This is a genomic window from Gilliamella sp. B2911, assembly GCF_026536965.1.
GTDB classification, from domain to species: domain Bacteria; phylum Pseudomonadota; class Gammaproteobacteria; order Enterobacterales; family Orbaceae; genus Gilliamella; species Gilliamella apicola_E.
This window is the reverse complement of sequence record NZ_JAFNNA010000004.1, coordinates 35,661-51,863: the sequence shown is the minus strand read 5'-3', so window position 1 is coordinate 51,863 and position 16,203 is coordinate 35,661. Positions and strand designations below refer to the sequence as shown.

The following is a 16,203-nucleotide window of genomic DNA, read 5'->3' as shown; positions in this document are numbered from 1 at the left end:
TATTACTGCCTTTTTAAAATATAAAGATTAATCTAATTAAGATTTCAATGCATCTAAAACAAGTTTAAAAACATTTGAGTGGCCTTTACGGCTTGGATAATAGATATAAAATGGCTCATAGGTAATTGAATAGTCGCTTAATAATTCTATAAGTCTTCCAGTTGCTAATTCATTTTTTACGTCAGGATAACCAATCCAACAAATACCTAAGCCATCAAGTATCGCCTGTTTTCTTAAATGATTATTGATGGAGAAGTGAGTAGAGGGGTGATATTGAATAATATTACCACTATTAGTAAATTCCCAAATTGTTTCCATTCCATGTTGGCTTGAAACTTTTTTGCCAATTAAAAGATGTTGATCTAAATCACTTATCTGTTTAGGCTCTTTTCTCTGCTTTAGATAATCAGGACTAGCAACTAGGGCCATTCGCAAAGGATCTGATATTTTTACAGCAACCATTTCTTTAGCAAGGTCATTCCCAATTCTACAACCCATATCAAAACCATCTTTAACGATATCGACTAGATTATTGTCACATTCAATTTCAATCTTAATTTGTGGATAGCGTAAGGAAAATTGACTTAATTTAGGATATATAAAGTTTTCAATCGCAATATTTGATGCGTTGATCCTAATTGTACCTGATGGCGTATCTAAATAATCCCCAAGTGCGTTAACTTCTTCATTTATCTGTTTAAATAGAGGCGCTAGTTGTTTATAAAGTTGTTCACCAGCTTCAGTTAGTGAAAGACTTCGAGTTGTACGATTAAATAGCCTGAGATTTAATCGAGTTTCTAAATTCCTCATACTATGGCTTAATGCGGAAGAGGAAACTCCCAAAGATTTAGCTGCTCCAATAAAGCTTTTTGCTTCAGCGATAGTAATAAAGTAATTGAGTTCATTATAGTTATGCATAATATATAAAATTAATGAATTTAATTCATGATACTATAAATGAATACCCTGTTTATCTCAATAAAAGTTATCTCTAAAATAATATTATCAAAATTGACTTTTTATCAATTTATTAAATTATTTAAACGATTCTGACATACTGAGGAGTTATTGTATGGATTATATAAAATTAGGTACTTCTGATATTGAGGTCTCCAGGTTTTGCTTAGGATGTATGAGTTTTGGTGATCCTGCCAGTAAAATGCATGACTGGACACTTAATCCCGACCAAAGTGAAGCCATCATTAAACATGCTTTAGATCTAGGTATTAATTTTATTGATACAGCTAATACTTATTCAAGTGGAACTAGCGAGAAATATGTTGGAAGAGCATTGAAACGAAATATCGCTAGAGATAAAGTCGTTTTGGCCACTAAAGTCTATTTTAACGAAGGACACCTCTCTAAAACAGCTATTGAAAGAGAAATTGATGGATCGCTCAAACGATTGGGTACCGATTACGTCGATTTATACATAATTCATCGTTTTGATTATAGTACACCGATTGAAGAGACCATGGCGGCATTACATCATTTGGTCGAGATAGGTAAAGTCCGAGCATTAGGTGCATCGGCAATGTATGGTTATCAATTTTATAATATGCAGCTGGCAGCTAAGCAAAATGGTTGGACTCAATTTGTTTCAATGCAAAATCACTATAATTTATTATATCGGGAAGATGAAAGAGAGTTAATTCCGATCTGTAAGCAATTCCATGTTTCATTAACTCCTTATAGCCCATTAGCGGCTGGTAGGCTTTCCCGATTAGAATGGAAAACCGATACGTTGCGAAGTAAAACTGATAAAGTTGCTATTGCCAAATATGATAGTACGCAACAAATAGATAGAGAAATTGTTGTAAGAGTAAATGATATCGCACAAAAATATGGTGTAACCATGGCGCAAGTTGCGCTAGCATGGCAATTTGCTAAAGGCGTTGCATCACCTATCATTGGTGCAACCAAAACGCAATATTTGGATGATGCAGTCGGCGCGTTAAAAGTTTCATTAACTAAAGATGATATTGCTTATCTTGAGGAACTTTATATCCCCCATGTTATTATGGGAGCAATCTAAAAATATTGTTTTTTAACTGTTTTTTACAGCTCACTAACCCTCGATATTATATTTGAAATATCGAGGGTTAAATAACAAATTGATTTTAAATAATATTTAAATTGATTTTTTTATCAATTTAATCAAAAGTATTCCAAAGTTCGTAAATAAAAATGCGTCGTCACTTTATTTGGACCTAAACAATATTCTTTAGTCCAATCGCCGTGCTGATTATAATCACCATAGGAACACTCTTCTTTCATCTCAGCTATTCTTTGATTGTTTTCATCAAGAACAATTTTGCCTAATTCAATTTTGTAGTCGTATTGAATTCTTTTACTCAATTGTTTTTTATCATTATAAAAGTATTTATATTCTCTTAAAACAACGATAAAACTGTCATTTTCATTGTATTTTTGACCAATTTCTATAACCCTTTTAGAAACAAGATCGTTTTCATAATCAACTTGACTAATTAAATCCAAGTCATGAATTGAATCTTCAATTTTTATTACTCGTCCCTTAGAATCATAATCTACCAATAATTTATTATTTTTTTTAGCATCCTGATAAGAAAGAGTGTTTTTTGCTTGATCAAACTTGATATCAAGATTCAGGTTCTTATCCTCAGTTTCATAAGCATATTTCCCATTTTTATAATCAATAACAAATTTATAATAATCTAAAGTCATTGATTCAATAAGTCCATCGGTATTTGCCGTTAAAGTTACAGGATTATCCCCTTTTATTGACTGTTCTTTAATTGGAATGGAATAGGGGGCTAAATCTATACCAGCATGAATTAAATAGCTATTTTCAACGGCTATATTGGGTGTATGATTATCTTTACATCCAAATAGCACTAAACTGATAAGCAGAATTATTTTGATTTTCATTATTATACTCCTGTTTATTTACTTAAAGGTTAATATTCAATTTCACGTAAAACAAAGAAACTGAAATTTTCATTAGGCTTTAAGCAATAATATTTCGTCCAATCACCAAATTGATTAAAATCATAAAATTGGCATTCTAATTTTTGGTTATTTTTTGTTATATAATCATCTAAATAAATTATTTTTTTATCAATTTGATGATGATTATTATAAAAATATTCAACTTCATTTTTTGACATTAGTTTTGTTTCATCATTTTCTTTAATTGTGGTTTCTTCAATGATTTTTTTCAAATTATTTTGGTCATAAAGAAATGTTGATACGAAGGTAATAAGATTAGGATCAGTTTTTTTTGTAAGCTTAACCAATCTTTTTTGCTCATTATAATTAGCATACCAAGCAATAGGTAGTTTTGCTTCATGAATTTCGGTCATATTCTTGTCATTATCAAATTTTATATAAAATTCTAAAAGAAATTGATCTTGTTGCGAGAAAATCATTAAGGATTTTTGGTAATCAATATCTATTTTGACTGGAAATTCTTTATCTGATGATTGATTAAAAGTAGGTTTAATTTCGGGTGAAACAACAGAGGTAATAAAACCTTGCTGATTTATAGTAAACTCTTGGTTTATGCTACCAGATAATATTTGTTTTTTTATTGGTTTGGAAAATGGTTTAAGTTCAGGAGCTTGAAAAAATAAGTAATTATTATTAATAGCTTGCTCATTATCACTCATTGGATTACAGCCAATTATCAAAAATGATAAAAAGCAAATGATAGTTTTTTTCATTATAATCCTTATGTTTAAAATCTGGTCCTAATCATAAGGATACCATTATTTTTTTAATAAAATAAGGACATTGAACTCAAAAGCTTAATAATATTAAGGATACTAGTTTAACTAATTTATTGATATTCTATTTTCTTAGCGATATTTTAATCTTATTTCACATATTTCCAATTTGAATATAGATATAATTTTTTCGTATTATCCCAATAGTTATTCACCGACTATAATGACTCAATAGTCGTATCAGAATATGTTCGACTAATTTATCTTAATAGGGAGTGATAATGAAAAAATATATTTACTTGTTTATATTATTAGGATTTACATTAATTGGCTGTGACAACAAGTCTGATTCAGCTAAAAACAATCAACAAGAGAAGAAAGAAATCGTAGTTGGTTTGCCGCCAAGTATGCATAATATAATGATGGAAAAAGTCGTAAAACCTGCTTTAGAACAAGAAGGTTATAAAGTTAAGATGGTAAATTTCAGTTCATTAAGGGATTCAAATACCGCTTTAGTTGAAGGAAGTATCGATCTCAATGCCGCTCAACATCAATCTTATTTAGATGTATATAATAAAGAAACTAAGAGTGATCTTGTTTCTTTAGTTCATATTCCTTCAATATCCGCGGCGCTTTTTTCACAAAAACATCATTCAATAAATGAAATTGCTGATGGACAGACAATTCTTATTCCGAATGACCCATCAAATAAAGCCCGTTCGTTACAATTATTACAAAGTTTGAATTGGATCACCTTAAAACCTGAAAGTGAAGCAGGAACGTTAGATTTAAATGATATTGCCGAAAATAAATATAATTTGAAATTTAAAGCAATATTATCTGAAATTATTCCTAGAACGCTTAATGAAGTTGATTATGCCATAATGCCTGGGGGAATAGCATGGTTAAGTCATATTCCTGCAGATAATGTTTTAGTTCAAGAAAAGTTAACTCCGAATCTTGAATTAATGGTCGTAGTTAAGAAAGAAAACTTAAATACCAAGTGGGCGCAAGATGTAAAAAAACTTTATCAATCAGATCAGCTTAGAAAATTTATTAATGAAGATCCTGACGCTAAAGGTCGCTTTATTTGGCCACAGCAGTAAATCTTTCCAAGATATCCTAATTACTATTAGGATATTTTTCATATTTTATATAACTGCTTTCAAACTTTGATTAGATCAAAAACTATTTTGTAAAGCAATTTAAAGATAAATAATTCATTTATTTTGATTTTTCACCATGATAAAATTGTTATCTCCCCAATTATGAATATAAATGAATGTGATGAAAAAAATTCAATTACCCATTTTAATTGTCTGTGGCGTTATGCTTTGTAGCTGTTCCGATGAACCTAAGTCAGTTGTTCGTATGATTGATAATCCCACTGATAATGAAATTGTAGTAGCCATTGATGGTAAAGAACTCGCTATTCCGGCTAACTCTAACACTACCTATACTTTTGAATATGGTAAGCATAATTTAGCTTATAACAATGAGTCGCTCGATTTTATCGTTAAACCAGCTAGGTTTCCTAATGATGGTTTTATTAATCCTACACAAAGCAACTATATGTTTCATACCTATATCTACGCTACTGAAAATACCAGTGACGAAGATTATGATAAGTTATATGAAAAATCTTTACGAAAAGTCTCCATTATTATAAATGGTGTAGAAGAAGAAGTTGAACTACCTGTTAAAGTGATAAATGATGTTTTTATCGAAAGGGAAGATAATACTTGGGACTATTCAATCAACCAGGAAGCCCCTAATGAACTTCCTAAAAAATTTAAAACCAAAAAAGATATCCAACTTCCTAGAATTAAAGTCTATCGTGAAAAAGATTATATCACCTTATTAAAAAATGAATTTTTTGAATCCAATGAAGATCCAGAGACAGGATTTGAAGTAAGTTTTCCTAATAAACCAGTAAAATTTGCTGAGATTGAGCAATACGTATTCCCTAAAATTAATTTGGGTGGAATTGAATGTGATGCTGGTAAAAAATATTTAGCAGACACATTAGATAATTGGAAACAACTTTTCACTTTAAATGGTGATGACTTTGCTAGTAAGTATAAAAAATTAGGTGGAGAGGAAGGCATAAATTCTTTAAGAAAATCTGATGAACTTTGTCCTAAAGAAATAGATCCAAATATGACTTATTACCAAGCATATGGCCCATTTGAAAAATTTTTAAATTTTACCCAAGATACTAATATCTATATTATCAAATAAATTTTAGTCATTGTGTAATTTATCACTACAATAATTATAAAAGGCATAATATTTTTATTATGCCTTTTATTTTATCAATAACCGTTATTCTGAATTTATTGAATTGTATTTATATTATAAAAAAAGTTGAGGAGCGGGGTTTTTGAAGTTTCAAAATCGCAATTATCCAATCTTTATATTCACAGATCATGCTCCTTCCTTGAATAAAATTCGAATCGCACGAATTGTAGATAATAATATTGACCTAAATCACATAAATCATAAAAAGAATTTTGATTAAAATCGAATCAATATAATATTTATAGTGAGTTAATAAAATAAAGGAATATCTTATGAGTAAAACTAGATTGAAAATTGCAGCATTAATTGGTGGTATTATTTTTAGTGCTTCAAATGCTTACGCATCAATTGATGATGTTAAGCAACTTAAAATCATCAGTTATAATGTTTATAACGGGATGAAGTTAGATGAGAGCGAAGGCAAGCAGAAATATATTGATTGGGCAAAAGCGCAAGATGCCGATATCATTGCCTGGCAAGAGATGAATTTCTTTACTCGAGAAAAACTTGAAAAATTTGCAGCCAGTTATGGTCACAAATACGCTGTTCTGTTAAAAGAGTCACCAGATGATCCTGCTTTTTTCCCAGTTGCCATTACCTCAAAATATCCTATCGTAAATGTGAATAAAGTGGTCGATAATTTATGGCATGGAGCGCTGTTTGCAGATGTTGGTAATTATCATTTTGTGATAACCCATATGAACCCGTTTTGGACGGCTAAGCGTATCGATGAAATTAATTTGATTATAGATTCAATTAAATACAGTCGTGATCCTAATGGTAAATGGATAATCGCGGGGGATTTGAATTCATTCTCTCCAGCAGATAAACCTGATTATGATAAAAGCACGCTTTTAGAAGATATAAAAGAAAAACAGAAGAAAAGACCAATTCTTGATAATCTGGTAAATGGCCAATTAAGCTATACCGTTCAACAAAATCTACTTGATGCGGGTTATATTGATGCATTAAAGATAAAACACAAAGAATTTATCTCAACCGCACCAACTAAAGTCTTTTATGATCAAGCATCAGTACCATTACGTTATGATTATATCTATGTCTCACCACCACTTAAAGATAACGTGATTGATGTTAAGGTACTCAAAGATGATTTTACTGATAAGTATTCAGATCACTACCCAGTTCAAATGATTATAAAGAATAATTAATATCATCTATAGAATTAAGAATAAAACGGGCATAAGCCCGTTTTTTATGTTAATTAATACGATAAGCTCATTGCACTATTTTCGGGCAACAAACACCGCTCGTATTGGAGCAGGGTAACCTTCAATCGTTTTGGTCAAATCGTTCGGATCAAGAAACTCAGCTAATGAGTCAGATTCCATCCAGTCTGTTTTGCGCTGTTCATCTAAACTGGTTTTCGATATATCAACCATTTTTATCTCTTTAAAACCACATTTATGTAGCCAATTTATCATGGTGGGGACAGATGGGATGAAATAGACATTTCGCATTTGAGCATAACGTTCACCTGGCATTAATGCTTGGTGTTCGACTCCATCAATAACCAGGGTTTCAAGCACTAATTGTCCACCATCAACTAATTGATCTTTCAATTGGTAAAGATGATCAAGTGGCGAACGGCGATGATATAATACGCCCATTGAAAAAACCGTATCAAATGCATTTAATTTTGGCAGTTCCTCAATTCCTAAGGGTAGTAAGTGAGCTCGTTGATCATTACCTAATAGTTTTCTTACTGCTTCAAATTGGCATAAATAAAGCGCCATTGGATCAATACCAACGGCAAGTTTAGCTCCTGCGCCAACCATTCGCCACAAGTGATAACCACTATTACAACCAACATCGAGAACTGTTTTGCCCTCTAAATTTTCAATGTGATTAATTAGTCGTTCCCATTTCCAATCAGAACGCCATTCTGTATCAATATCCACACCATAAAGATGAAAAGGGCCTTTACGCCATGGCATCATGGTTTTCAATAATTGGGTGATTCTTTGCTGTTCCCCTGAAGATAACGGTTGCTCAGTTTTAGCCGTTACGCTGTGTAAGAAGTCGATTTGAAAAGGGGTAATTGCTGGCAAGTGTTTAATGCTATTTAACCATTGGCTAAAACGGTTATCTAAATTTTGCTTTTGCCAATTAGCTAGTTGTGCTGGTAATACTTCAAGCCAATTTTTAAGCTTATTTTTTGCGATAATTTGGTAAAAATCACCAAAATCAATCATTCGTTATTCCTTTGTAATTGGGTTAAATCTGATGTTATTTTATAGCAATGATGGAACCGAAATTAAAACATTGAAACCAGGTATCGACATGTTTAAATCCTGCTTTAGCAAGACGCTGTTTATGGGTTTCAATAGTATCGGTAAGCATAACGTTTTCAAGCATATTCCGTTTTTGGCTAATCTCTAGTTCACTGTAACCATTCGCTCGTTTGAAGTCATGGTGCATGTTAAATAATAATTCATCAACACTCTTATCATTAAAACTAAATTTTTCAGATAGCACTAATATGCCATTAGGGATTAATGCTTGGTAGATATTATTTAAAACACGTTGACGATTGTCTGGCGTTAGAAATTGCAAGGTAAAATTTAGGACAACCATTGAAGCATTTTGCATATTAATATTGCAAATATCTTCACATATAACATCAACAGGTGTAATTGATTTATAGGCATCAAGGTGTTTTTTACATCGTTCTACCATTGGTAATGAATTATCAACGGCAATGATATGGCAATTTTCTTGTTTGATATTCCGACGAATTGCAAGTGATGCAGCGCCTAGCGAGCATCCCAAATCATATATCATTGAATTGGGTTGAACAAATCTTTCAGCCAACATGCCTATCATTGAGATTATATTCGAATAACCAGGAACAGAGCGTTGCACCATATCGGGAAAGACTTCGGCAACTTTTTCATCAAAAGTCCAATCGCCTAATTTATCAATTGGTGTTGAAAATAACTGATCTTTTTTGCTATTCATAAAAGTTATTGGTGCTATAGGATCTAATTCTGTTATCATACCATTTTTTGCTTTCGATTGTTCGGATAATTATGACATTTGTTGATTTTATAGCCATTTTTGCAACGATTGTTATTAGTGTGTTTGTTACATTCTATTTTGGTAAACGTTGGCAGTTTTGGTTTAATTTGAATTTAACAGGTTACTTTCGAATTATTTATTGGGTCACTGTCTGTTTTGCCGGATTATCATTAATTTTTGCTAGATTATTAGATGGTTTTATACCTTCATATATACATCTTTCTTTAATCTCCATTTCTGGATTGATGATTTGTAGCGTTTTTATAGCTACTATTTTTGATATCACTTATTGGTTTAGTAAAAAAAGATTAAAACCCAATCTATGGATTAAGGTTAGCTTTATTATTGCTGTTGCAGCGCTGTTTTGTTTTGGGCATGAAATGGCGATAAATCCTCAAATTGTCCATTATAAAGTTGAAATTAATAAACCTGCCCATGTTGAGCATTTAAGAATTGTTCAACTTTCAGATATTCATATCAATGAACATACGTCTACCAAAATGGTTCGAGAAATGGTCGAAAAGGTAAACGCTTTGGAACCTGATTTTATTGTGATAACGGGGGATACACTGGATAAAAGTTTAAAGCCTTTTTTAGAAGATGGCTTTGATAAGCAGTTTCAACAATTAAAACCCAAATATGGTAGCTATATTATTTTTGGTAATCATGAATATTTAGGAATTAATGACGCTAATAATCGTGAAGATGATATTATTAATGCCTTCAAAAAAGCAAATTTGAAAGTCTTAAAAGATGACATAGTCTATCTTGATGAAGTTGGTATAACATTGATAGGGCGGGATGATTTTTCTTCATCTCGGTATGATATTAAGCGTGCTTCATTATCTGATTTAATCCTGTTTACTGATACCGAGAAACCTATAATCTTGTTAGATCATCAACCAAGAAATATTGATGAAGCCGCTGAACAAAATGTAGATTTGATGCTATCTGGACATACACATGGTGGGCAAATTTTCCCGGTTAATATTTTAGTCGCCATGATGTATAAAAATGCTAAGGGAATTTATCAAGATACTAATCATCATTTTACCAGTATCGTGAGTAGTGGTTATGGGTTTGGCGGGCCGCCAATACGATTAATGACCCGTTCTGAAATTGTTGTAATAGATGTATCATTTGCAAAAAAATCGACCTCTTAAATAGGATTCATATTTTGAGTTATCAATATATTACTACTGATGAAGAATTATCTAGTTATTGTTTAAAAATTGCGAACAGCAATGCAATCGCATTAGATACGGAATTTGTTCGCACGCGAACATTTTATCCTCAATTAGGACTTATTCAGGTTTTTGATGGTAAACATGAAGCATTAATTGATCCAGTTAATATCAACAATTGGCAGGATTTTTTAGCTATTTTAGCCAATCCCACAATTGAAAAATATTTTCACTCTTGTAGTGAGGATATTGATGTGTTTCTTTCTACATTTAACTGTGTACCCACTCCAATTATAGATAGCCAAATTTTGGCATCATTCTTAGATAATCCTGTTAGCAGTGGCTATGCTAGTTTAGTTAACAAATACCTTGGCATTGAATTAGATAAAAGCGAAACTCGAACAGATTGGTTAAAACGTCCTTTGACTGAAAAACAATGTGAATATGCGATTAATGATGTGTTATATCTCTTCCAATTAATGGAAATTCTAAAAGCTAAACTCACAACTAATCATTATTTAGATGCAGCTTATCAAGAATGTCAAAGTGCGATTGCCCGTAAATGCAAGCCGTTTGATCCTAAAGATGCTTACCTAAATATCGGAAATAGCTGGCAATTAAAAGGTGACAGCTTAGGACAATTGGCTAAGTTAGCATTATGGCGATACCAATTAGCCAAATCTGAAAATATTGCATTAAATTTTGTTATACATGAAGCTGTTTTATTTAAGATTGCCCGTTTCCAACCTTCGTCGTTAGCTGAACTTGATAAATTAGGAATGAAAGGGAAAGAAGTTCGGCTATATGGTCCAACCATTTTGGAAATATTGCAGGAACCTATACCGAATATTCCACCAATTAAACGAATGAATAGTTATCCAAATTACAAAGAAACTTCTGATTTATTAAAGCAAATCACTGAAAATATTTCATCACAGACTGGACTTAGCCGTGAATTAATTATATCAAAACGGTTAATCAATCAATATATAAAATGGAAAATAGATAAAAACGAAAGTATGCCTGAAATATTATCTGGGTGGAGAAAACCACTATTTGAACAATATGGCTTATTAAATTGATCAATATCTAGGTGTCAAATGAAATTGACACCACTTTATTTAAGCAAGTTCACTTAGCATCGATTCAACAATTTTAGATGATTGAGCTGCGGCTAACTTTAAAAAGGATTGAAAATCAATTGCTGATTCATTATCTCCATTGTCTGAAATCGCTCTAACCACTACAAAAGGAACTTTAAATAACCAACAAACATGGCCGATCGCAGCAGCTTCCATTTCAACGGCAATTGCGTCAGGATAAGTTTGCTTAATTCGTTCTAGATTACTTTTTCCATTAATAAAAGCGTCTCCACTACCGATTGAACCAGCCACGGCATTGACACCCTGTTTTTTGATACAAGCTTCGGCTAATGATCGATAGTTTTCATCAGCAGGAAACGAAACAGGGCAACCAGACATTTGGCCCTGCTTATATCCAAAAGCAGTTAGATCCACATCATGATAAAAAACATCTTTTGATACAATAATATCACCGATACTGAGCTTAGTTGAAAGCCCACCAGCTGAGCCAGTGTTAATTACCGCATCAACTTGGTAATTATTTAAAAGCAGGGTAGTTCCGGATGCCGCAGCTACTTTACCGATACCTGATTGTAATAATACGATGTCGCAATTAGCAATTTTGCCAATGTGAAAATCACATCCTAAATGATGTTCTAATTGATAATCAGTAATTTGACTTTTTAGTATTGCAACTTCTTCTTCCATTGCTGCGATAATAGCAATTTTCATAAGGACCTCTAGGTGTTTATTAGCCGTATATTTGTTTTAAATGTGCTATCATAATTGCCATAAGTGAACTTGACAATAAATGAATCATAACGGAGATAAAATTTGCGTACAATTTTTATAACAGGTTGCTCAAGCGGTATTGGCTTGATTTCAGCAATAGCATTAAAAAAGCGAGGTTATCGTGTTATTGCTTCTTGCCGTAAAGTTGAAGACCAAAAAAAATTAGTCGAGCAAGGTTTTGAAACCGTTCTTTTAGATTTGGATGATCCAGACTCTGTTACTCAAGCTGCACAGGAAGTTTTAACTTTAAGTGAAGGTAAATTATATGCTTTATTTAATAATGCCGGATTTGGGGTATATGGTCGATTAAACACCATCAGTCGAGCGCAGTTAGAGTCACAGTTTTCAACAAATTTTTTTGGTGTTCATCAATTAACACAATTATTACTACCGGCTATGCTTGAGCAAAATGAAGGAAGAATCATTCAAACAAGCTCTATTGTTGGAATTGTTGCAACCCCAGGGAGAGGAGCTTATTCAGCCAGTAAATACGCCTTAGAAGCATGGTCTGATGTATTAAGGTTAGAATTAGCTAAAACGAATATAAAGGTTTGTTTAATCGAACCTGGTCCATTAAAAACCTATTTTTCAAATAATGTGAATCAAACCGAAAAAGAGAATATTGTAAAAAATCCACCAATTGCTAGACGTTTTACCTTAGCTCCCGAAGCTGTTTTACCCTATCTTTATCATGCATTGGAGCACGATAAGCCAAAAATACGTTACAGGGTAACTAAAGTAACGAAGTTAGCAGCGATAGCTAAACGTTTGCTTCCCGACAGATTAATGGATAAAATTTTAGAAAATAAGTAATAAATTAAATTATTCATAGGATAAATTATGTCAAATCAATTTATTTTTGATGTTAACGAACAGAATATTCAAGAAATTGTCGAAAAATCGACAAATACTCCTGTGTTATTCTACTTTTGGTCACCAAGAAGTCCAAATCATCAAGAGATGACAAACACGCTAACAAAATTAGCGACAGAGCATCAAGGACAATTTATTTTAGCCAGCGTAAATTGTGATGAGCAACAAATGCTTGCAGCACAATTTGGTTTAAGAGCGATTCCAACAGTTTATATGTTCCAAAATGGGCAGCCAGTTGATGGTTTTCAAGGTCCACAAAGTGAAGATCAAATTAAAGCATTTTTAGCCAAAATCTTACCTAATGAAGATGAATTAAAACTTGTTGAAGCTCAAAAATTATTTAATGAAGGGTTATATGACCAAGCTTTACCTTTATTAAAACAAGCATGGACGACGCTAACTGATCACTTAGGCAAACCAAGATCAGATATCGCATTAATGTTAGCTAAAGCGCAAATTGAACAAAAGCAACTTAACGATGCTAAAGAAGTTTTAGCAACAATTCCGCTACAAGACCAAGATTCCGCTTTTCATGGATTACAAGCTGAGATTGAGTTACTTGAACAAGCGGCAAATTCACCAGAATTACAGCAGTTGCAAGCTGAATTGGCAAAACAGCCTGACAATATTGAATTAATGATCCAACTTTCATCACAATTGATGCAAGTAGGGCGACACGAAGAGGCTTTAGAGCTACTATTCAAACCGTTAACAAAAGATCTAAATGCGGGAGATGGTCAAGTTAAGAAAACATTACTTGATCTGTTAGCTGCATTGGGTACTAATAACGCTTTAGCTAGTAGTTATCGTCGTAAGCTTTATACGCTGCTATATTAAGAAATACTTAATTGAATTCTGGCGATGGTAAAAGCTTGGCATTAATTCCTAAAAAATTTTATGAGCTTCTATCGAAACTTTGGAAAGTTAAAAGATATCAAAAGAAAGTTGATAGATTAGAAGGATGAAATGAAGAGATTCAACAGTTTTGTTGAATCTCTTTTTTTATTTAATGTTCGATAATACGAGGAAAGTTTTCGTTACTACGAAGGGTTAAAACCTCAACCCCGTTATCGGTTACTAAAATAGTGTGCTCATATTGAGCTGAAAGTCCATGGTCTTTAGTTTTAACGGTCCAACCATCTTTCATTGTGCGTGTACGCCAATCGCCAGTATTCACCATCGGTTCAATCGTAAAAGTCATACCAGGTTTTAAAATTACGCCACCATCATCAGCATCATAATGTAATACTTGAGGTTCATCATGATATACCTCACCAATACCATGACCACAATATTCACGAACTGAAGAGAATCCAAATTTATCAACATATTTTTGAATAGCTTTACCGATTTCTCTCAATCGAATTCCTGGTTTTATGATTTTAATCGCTTCGTATAAGCTCTCTTGTGTAACTTGGCAAAGTTTTTCGCCAGCAACAGTGGGTTTACCTGCAATGTACATTTTTGAAGTATCCCCATGATAACCATCTTTGATCACAGTTACATCTATATTAAGAATATCACCATCTTTTAATTTTTTATCAAAACTTGGAATACCATGACACACCACGTCGTTAATGGATATACAACTTGTATGTTTAAATCCATGATAACCAATATTGGCAGGAATAGCTTTTTGTACATTTACAATATGTTCATAACAAATTTTATCGAGTTCACCAGTAGTAATTCCTGGTTTAACATACGGCTCGATCATCTCTAAAACTTCAGCAGCTAATTTGCCTGCAATACGCATTTTTTCAATTTCGGCGGGAGTTTTTAACTTAATAGACATTAACGTGTTCCTGTAATTTTAATGGCAATATCCTATCATATACCGTTGTTTCTTTAAAGCATAGCGGTGGATAATTCCTCTTGATTAAAAGTTTAAATTTTACGAAAAAAAAGTTGAGGAACGGGGTTTTTGTGTATAAAAAATGAAAACTAATACAGCTTGAAACCGTTTAATTATATAATAAAACATTATAAAAAAAGGTTTCAATATGATGCAATGTAGCTATTATCAAGAAAAAAAATGTTTGTCTTGTCATAAAATTAATCAACCATATCATTCTCAATTAACCGAGAAACACATTCATTTGTTGGAGAAATTAGCTGATTTTAATCCGAAACAAGTTAACGATCCGTATGCGAGTCCTGAATCAGGGTTTCGTAATAAAGCTAAAATGGCAGTGCTGGGTACGGTTGAAAAACCAATTTTAGGCATTCAAAACGGTAATGATGCGATTGATTTGTGCGATTGCCCGCTTTATAGCTCGAACATGCAAAATATTCTAAAATTGGTTCGTACTTATATTCGTAAGCAAGGATTAGTTCCCTATAATATCAACAAGCGAAAAGGGGAGTTAAAATTCGTTATCATCACAGAAAGCATTATTAATAATAACAGCCATTTTATGCTGCGATTTGTATTGAAATCACATAAATTTGTAGAAAAAATTAAAAATAGTTACCACAACTTGCAAATAAATAACTTAGAAGTTGTTACTATCAACATCCAACCTAACCATGCAGCGATATTAGAGGGGGAAGAAGAACTGATTTTAACCGATAACCCTTTTTTAGCGTTCCAATTCAATCAGATACCTTTATATATTAAATCTAAAAGTTTCTTTCAAACAAATAGTTACATTGCAGAAAAACTTTATCAAACGGCTAGTGATTGGGTGGCAAACTTAAATGTTAACTCAATATGGGATCTATTTTGTGGAGTAGGTGGTTTTGGTTTGCATTGTATCGGTCATTCTAATAATGAAAAGATCCAATTGACTGGCATTGAAATTAGTTCTGATGCCATTGAGTGCGCAACAAAATCCGCTGAAAAACTTGGTTATGATAAACTCGATTTTAAATCGTTAGATGCCACTAAATATGTAAACAATGAAAAAGGTATCCCTGATTTAGTCTTACTTAATCCTCCAAGGCGCGGGGCTGGTAAATCACTCATTCAATACTTAGATAATATAAAACCGAAATATATATTATATTCAAGTTGTAACTTAGCATCTATGGCAGAAGATTTGCAGCTTTTAAGCGATTATCAAATGACTAAAGCTCAATCGTTCGACATGTTTCCGCACACTTCACACATGGAAGTTTTGGTTTTGTTAGAAAAATACAAATAGTTATTTACTGATTTAGGCTATTAATGACTAATATTTATATTAATAACTATTGGTCTAGATTTGCTTCTCTATTCAA

At 32.4% G+C, this 16,203-nt stretch carries 16 protein-coding genes; 9 read left to right on the top strand and 7 right to left on the bottom strand.

The features are described from left to right. Positions 1-36 precede the first annotated feature (36 nt). On the bottom strand, positions 37-918 hold the full coding sequence (locus tag J3U27_RS05010) for a LysR family transcriptional regulator (protein ID WP_065563428.1): 882 nt from the start codon (positions 916-918) through the stop codon (positions 37-39). 154 nt (positions 919-1,072) lie between these two features. Here J3U27_RS05010 and J3U27_RS05005 point away from each other — a divergent pair, with 154 nt between their 5' ends. Beyond that, positions 1,073-2,035, top strand: coding sequence for an aldo/keto reductase (locus J3U27_RS05005; RefSeq protein ID WP_267376977.1), 963 nt, complete (start codon positions 1,073-1,075; stop codon positions 2,033-2,035). Positions 2,036-2,157: 122 nt separating this feature from the next. Here the strand turns inward: J3U27_RS05005 and J3U27_RS05000 are convergent, their stop codons facing one another. Both J3U27_RS05000 and J3U27_RS04995 read right to left on the bottom strand, forming a co-directional pair. Then, positions 2,158-2,910, bottom strand: coding sequence for a hypothetical protein (locus J3U27_RS05000; RefSeq protein WP_267376976.1), 753 nt, complete (start codon positions 2,908-2,910; stop codon positions 2,158-2,160). Between the two features lie 29 nt (positions 2,911-2,939). After that, positions 2,940-3,704 (bottom strand): hypothetical protein, encoded by a 765-nt coding sequence (locus J3U27_RS04995; protein ID WP_267376975.1) that lies wholly within the window; start codon positions 3,702-3,704, stop codon positions 2,940-2,942. A gap of 284 nt (positions 3,705-3,988) precedes the next feature. On the opposite strand from J3U27_RS04995, the gene J3U27_RS04990 reads away from it, so the two are divergent. The 3 genes from J3U27_RS04990 (at position 3,989) to J3U27_RS04980 (ending at position 7,180) form a co-directional block, all read left to right on the top strand. Next, positions 3,989-4,813, top strand: a complete 825-nt coding sequence (locus J3U27_RS04990; protein ID WP_220226059.1) for a MetQ/NlpA family ABC transporter substrate-binding protein — start codon at positions 3,989-3,991, stop codon at positions 4,811-4,813. A gap of 181 nt (positions 4,814-4,994) precedes the next feature. Further along, entirely contained in the window at positions 4,995-5,948 is a 954-nt protein-coding gene (locus J3U27_RS04985) for a hypothetical protein (protein WP_267330343.1), read from the top strand. 332 nt (positions 5,949-6,280) lie between these two features. Continuing rightward, positions 6,281-7,180 carry an endonuclease/exonuclease/phosphatase family protein gene (locus J3U27_RS04980; RefSeq protein ID WP_267376974.1) on the top strand — a complete coding sequence of 300 codons (900 nt, stop codon included), beginning with the start codon at positions 6,281-6,283 and terminating at the stop codon, positions 7,178-7,180. Between the two features lie 75 nt (positions 7,181-7,255). Here J3U27_RS04980 and cmoB read toward each other — a convergent pair whose 3' ends face one another. Beyond that, entirely contained in the window at positions 7,256-8,224 is a 969-nt protein-coding gene (gene cmoB, locus J3U27_RS04975; protein WP_267376973.1) for a tRNA 5-methoxyuridine(34)/uridine 5-oxyacetic acid(34) synthase CmoB, read from the bottom strand. A gap of 34 nt (positions 8,225-8,258) precedes the next feature. After that, positions 8,259-9,029: a carboxy-S-adenosyl-L-methionine synthase CmoA gene (cmoA, locus tag J3U27_RS04970; RefSeq protein WP_267376972.1), complete on the bottom strand. Its 771-nt coding sequence runs from the start codon at positions 9,027-9,029 to the stop codon at positions 8,259-8,261. A 32-nt stretch (positions 9,030-9,061) separates the two neighbouring features. Here cmoA and J3U27_RS04965 point away from each other — a divergent pair, with 32 nt between their 5' ends. Next, positions 9,062-10,213, top strand: coding sequence for a metallophosphoesterase (locus J3U27_RS04965; RefSeq protein WP_267376970.1), 1,152 nt, complete (start codon positions 9,062-9,064; stop codon positions 10,211-10,213). 14 nt (positions 10,214-10,227) lie between these two features. Beyond that, positions 10,228-11,316: a ribonuclease D gene (gene rnd, locus J3U27_RS04960; protein ID WP_267376969.1), complete on the top strand. Its 1,089-nt coding sequence runs from the start codon at positions 10,228-10,230 to the stop codon at positions 11,314-11,316. A 39-nt stretch (positions 11,317-11,355) separates the two neighbouring features. Here rnd and J3U27_RS04955 read toward each other — a convergent pair whose 3' ends face one another. Then, a complete protein-coding gene (locus tag J3U27_RS04955) occupies positions 11,356-12,048 on the bottom strand; it encodes a 5'-methylthioadenosine/adenosylhomocysteine nucleosidase (RefSeq protein WP_267376968.1) in 693 nt (230 codons plus the stop codon). Between the two features lie 102 nt (positions 12,049-12,150). On the opposite strand from J3U27_RS04955, the gene J3U27_RS04950 reads away from it, so the two are divergent. Further along, the gene (locus J3U27_RS04950; protein WP_065562847.1) at positions 12,151-12,921 is read left to right on the top strand and encodes an SDR family oxidoreductase; all 771 of its coding nucleotides are present in this window, start codon (positions 12,151-12,153) and stop codon (positions 12,919-12,921) included. Between the two features lie 27 nt (positions 12,922-12,948). Next, positions 12,949-13,818 carry a co-chaperone YbbN gene (locus J3U27_RS04945; RefSeq protein ID WP_220226052.1) on the top strand — a complete coding sequence of 290 codons (870 nt, stop codon included), beginning with the start codon at positions 12,949-12,951 and terminating at the stop codon, positions 13,816-13,818. 169 nt (positions 13,819-13,987) lie between these two features. Here the strand turns inward: J3U27_RS04945 and map are convergent, their stop codons facing one another. Further along, positions 13,988-14,776 carry a type I methionyl aminopeptidase gene (map, locus tag J3U27_RS04940; RefSeq protein WP_220226051.1) on the bottom strand — a complete coding sequence of 263 codons (789 nt, stop codon included), beginning with the start codon at positions 14,774-14,776 and terminating at the stop codon, positions 13,988-13,990. Between the two features lie 208 nt (positions 14,777-14,984). On the opposite strand from map, the gene rlmC reads away from it, so the two are divergent. Continuing rightward, positions 14,985-16,127 (top strand): 23S rRNA (uracil(747)-C(5))-methyltransferase RlmC, encoded by a 1,143-nt coding sequence (gene rlmC / locus J3U27_RS04935; RefSeq protein ID WP_267376967.1) that lies wholly within the window; start codon positions 14,985-14,987, stop codon positions 16,125-16,127. Positions 16,128-16,203: the final 76 nt, after the last annotated feature.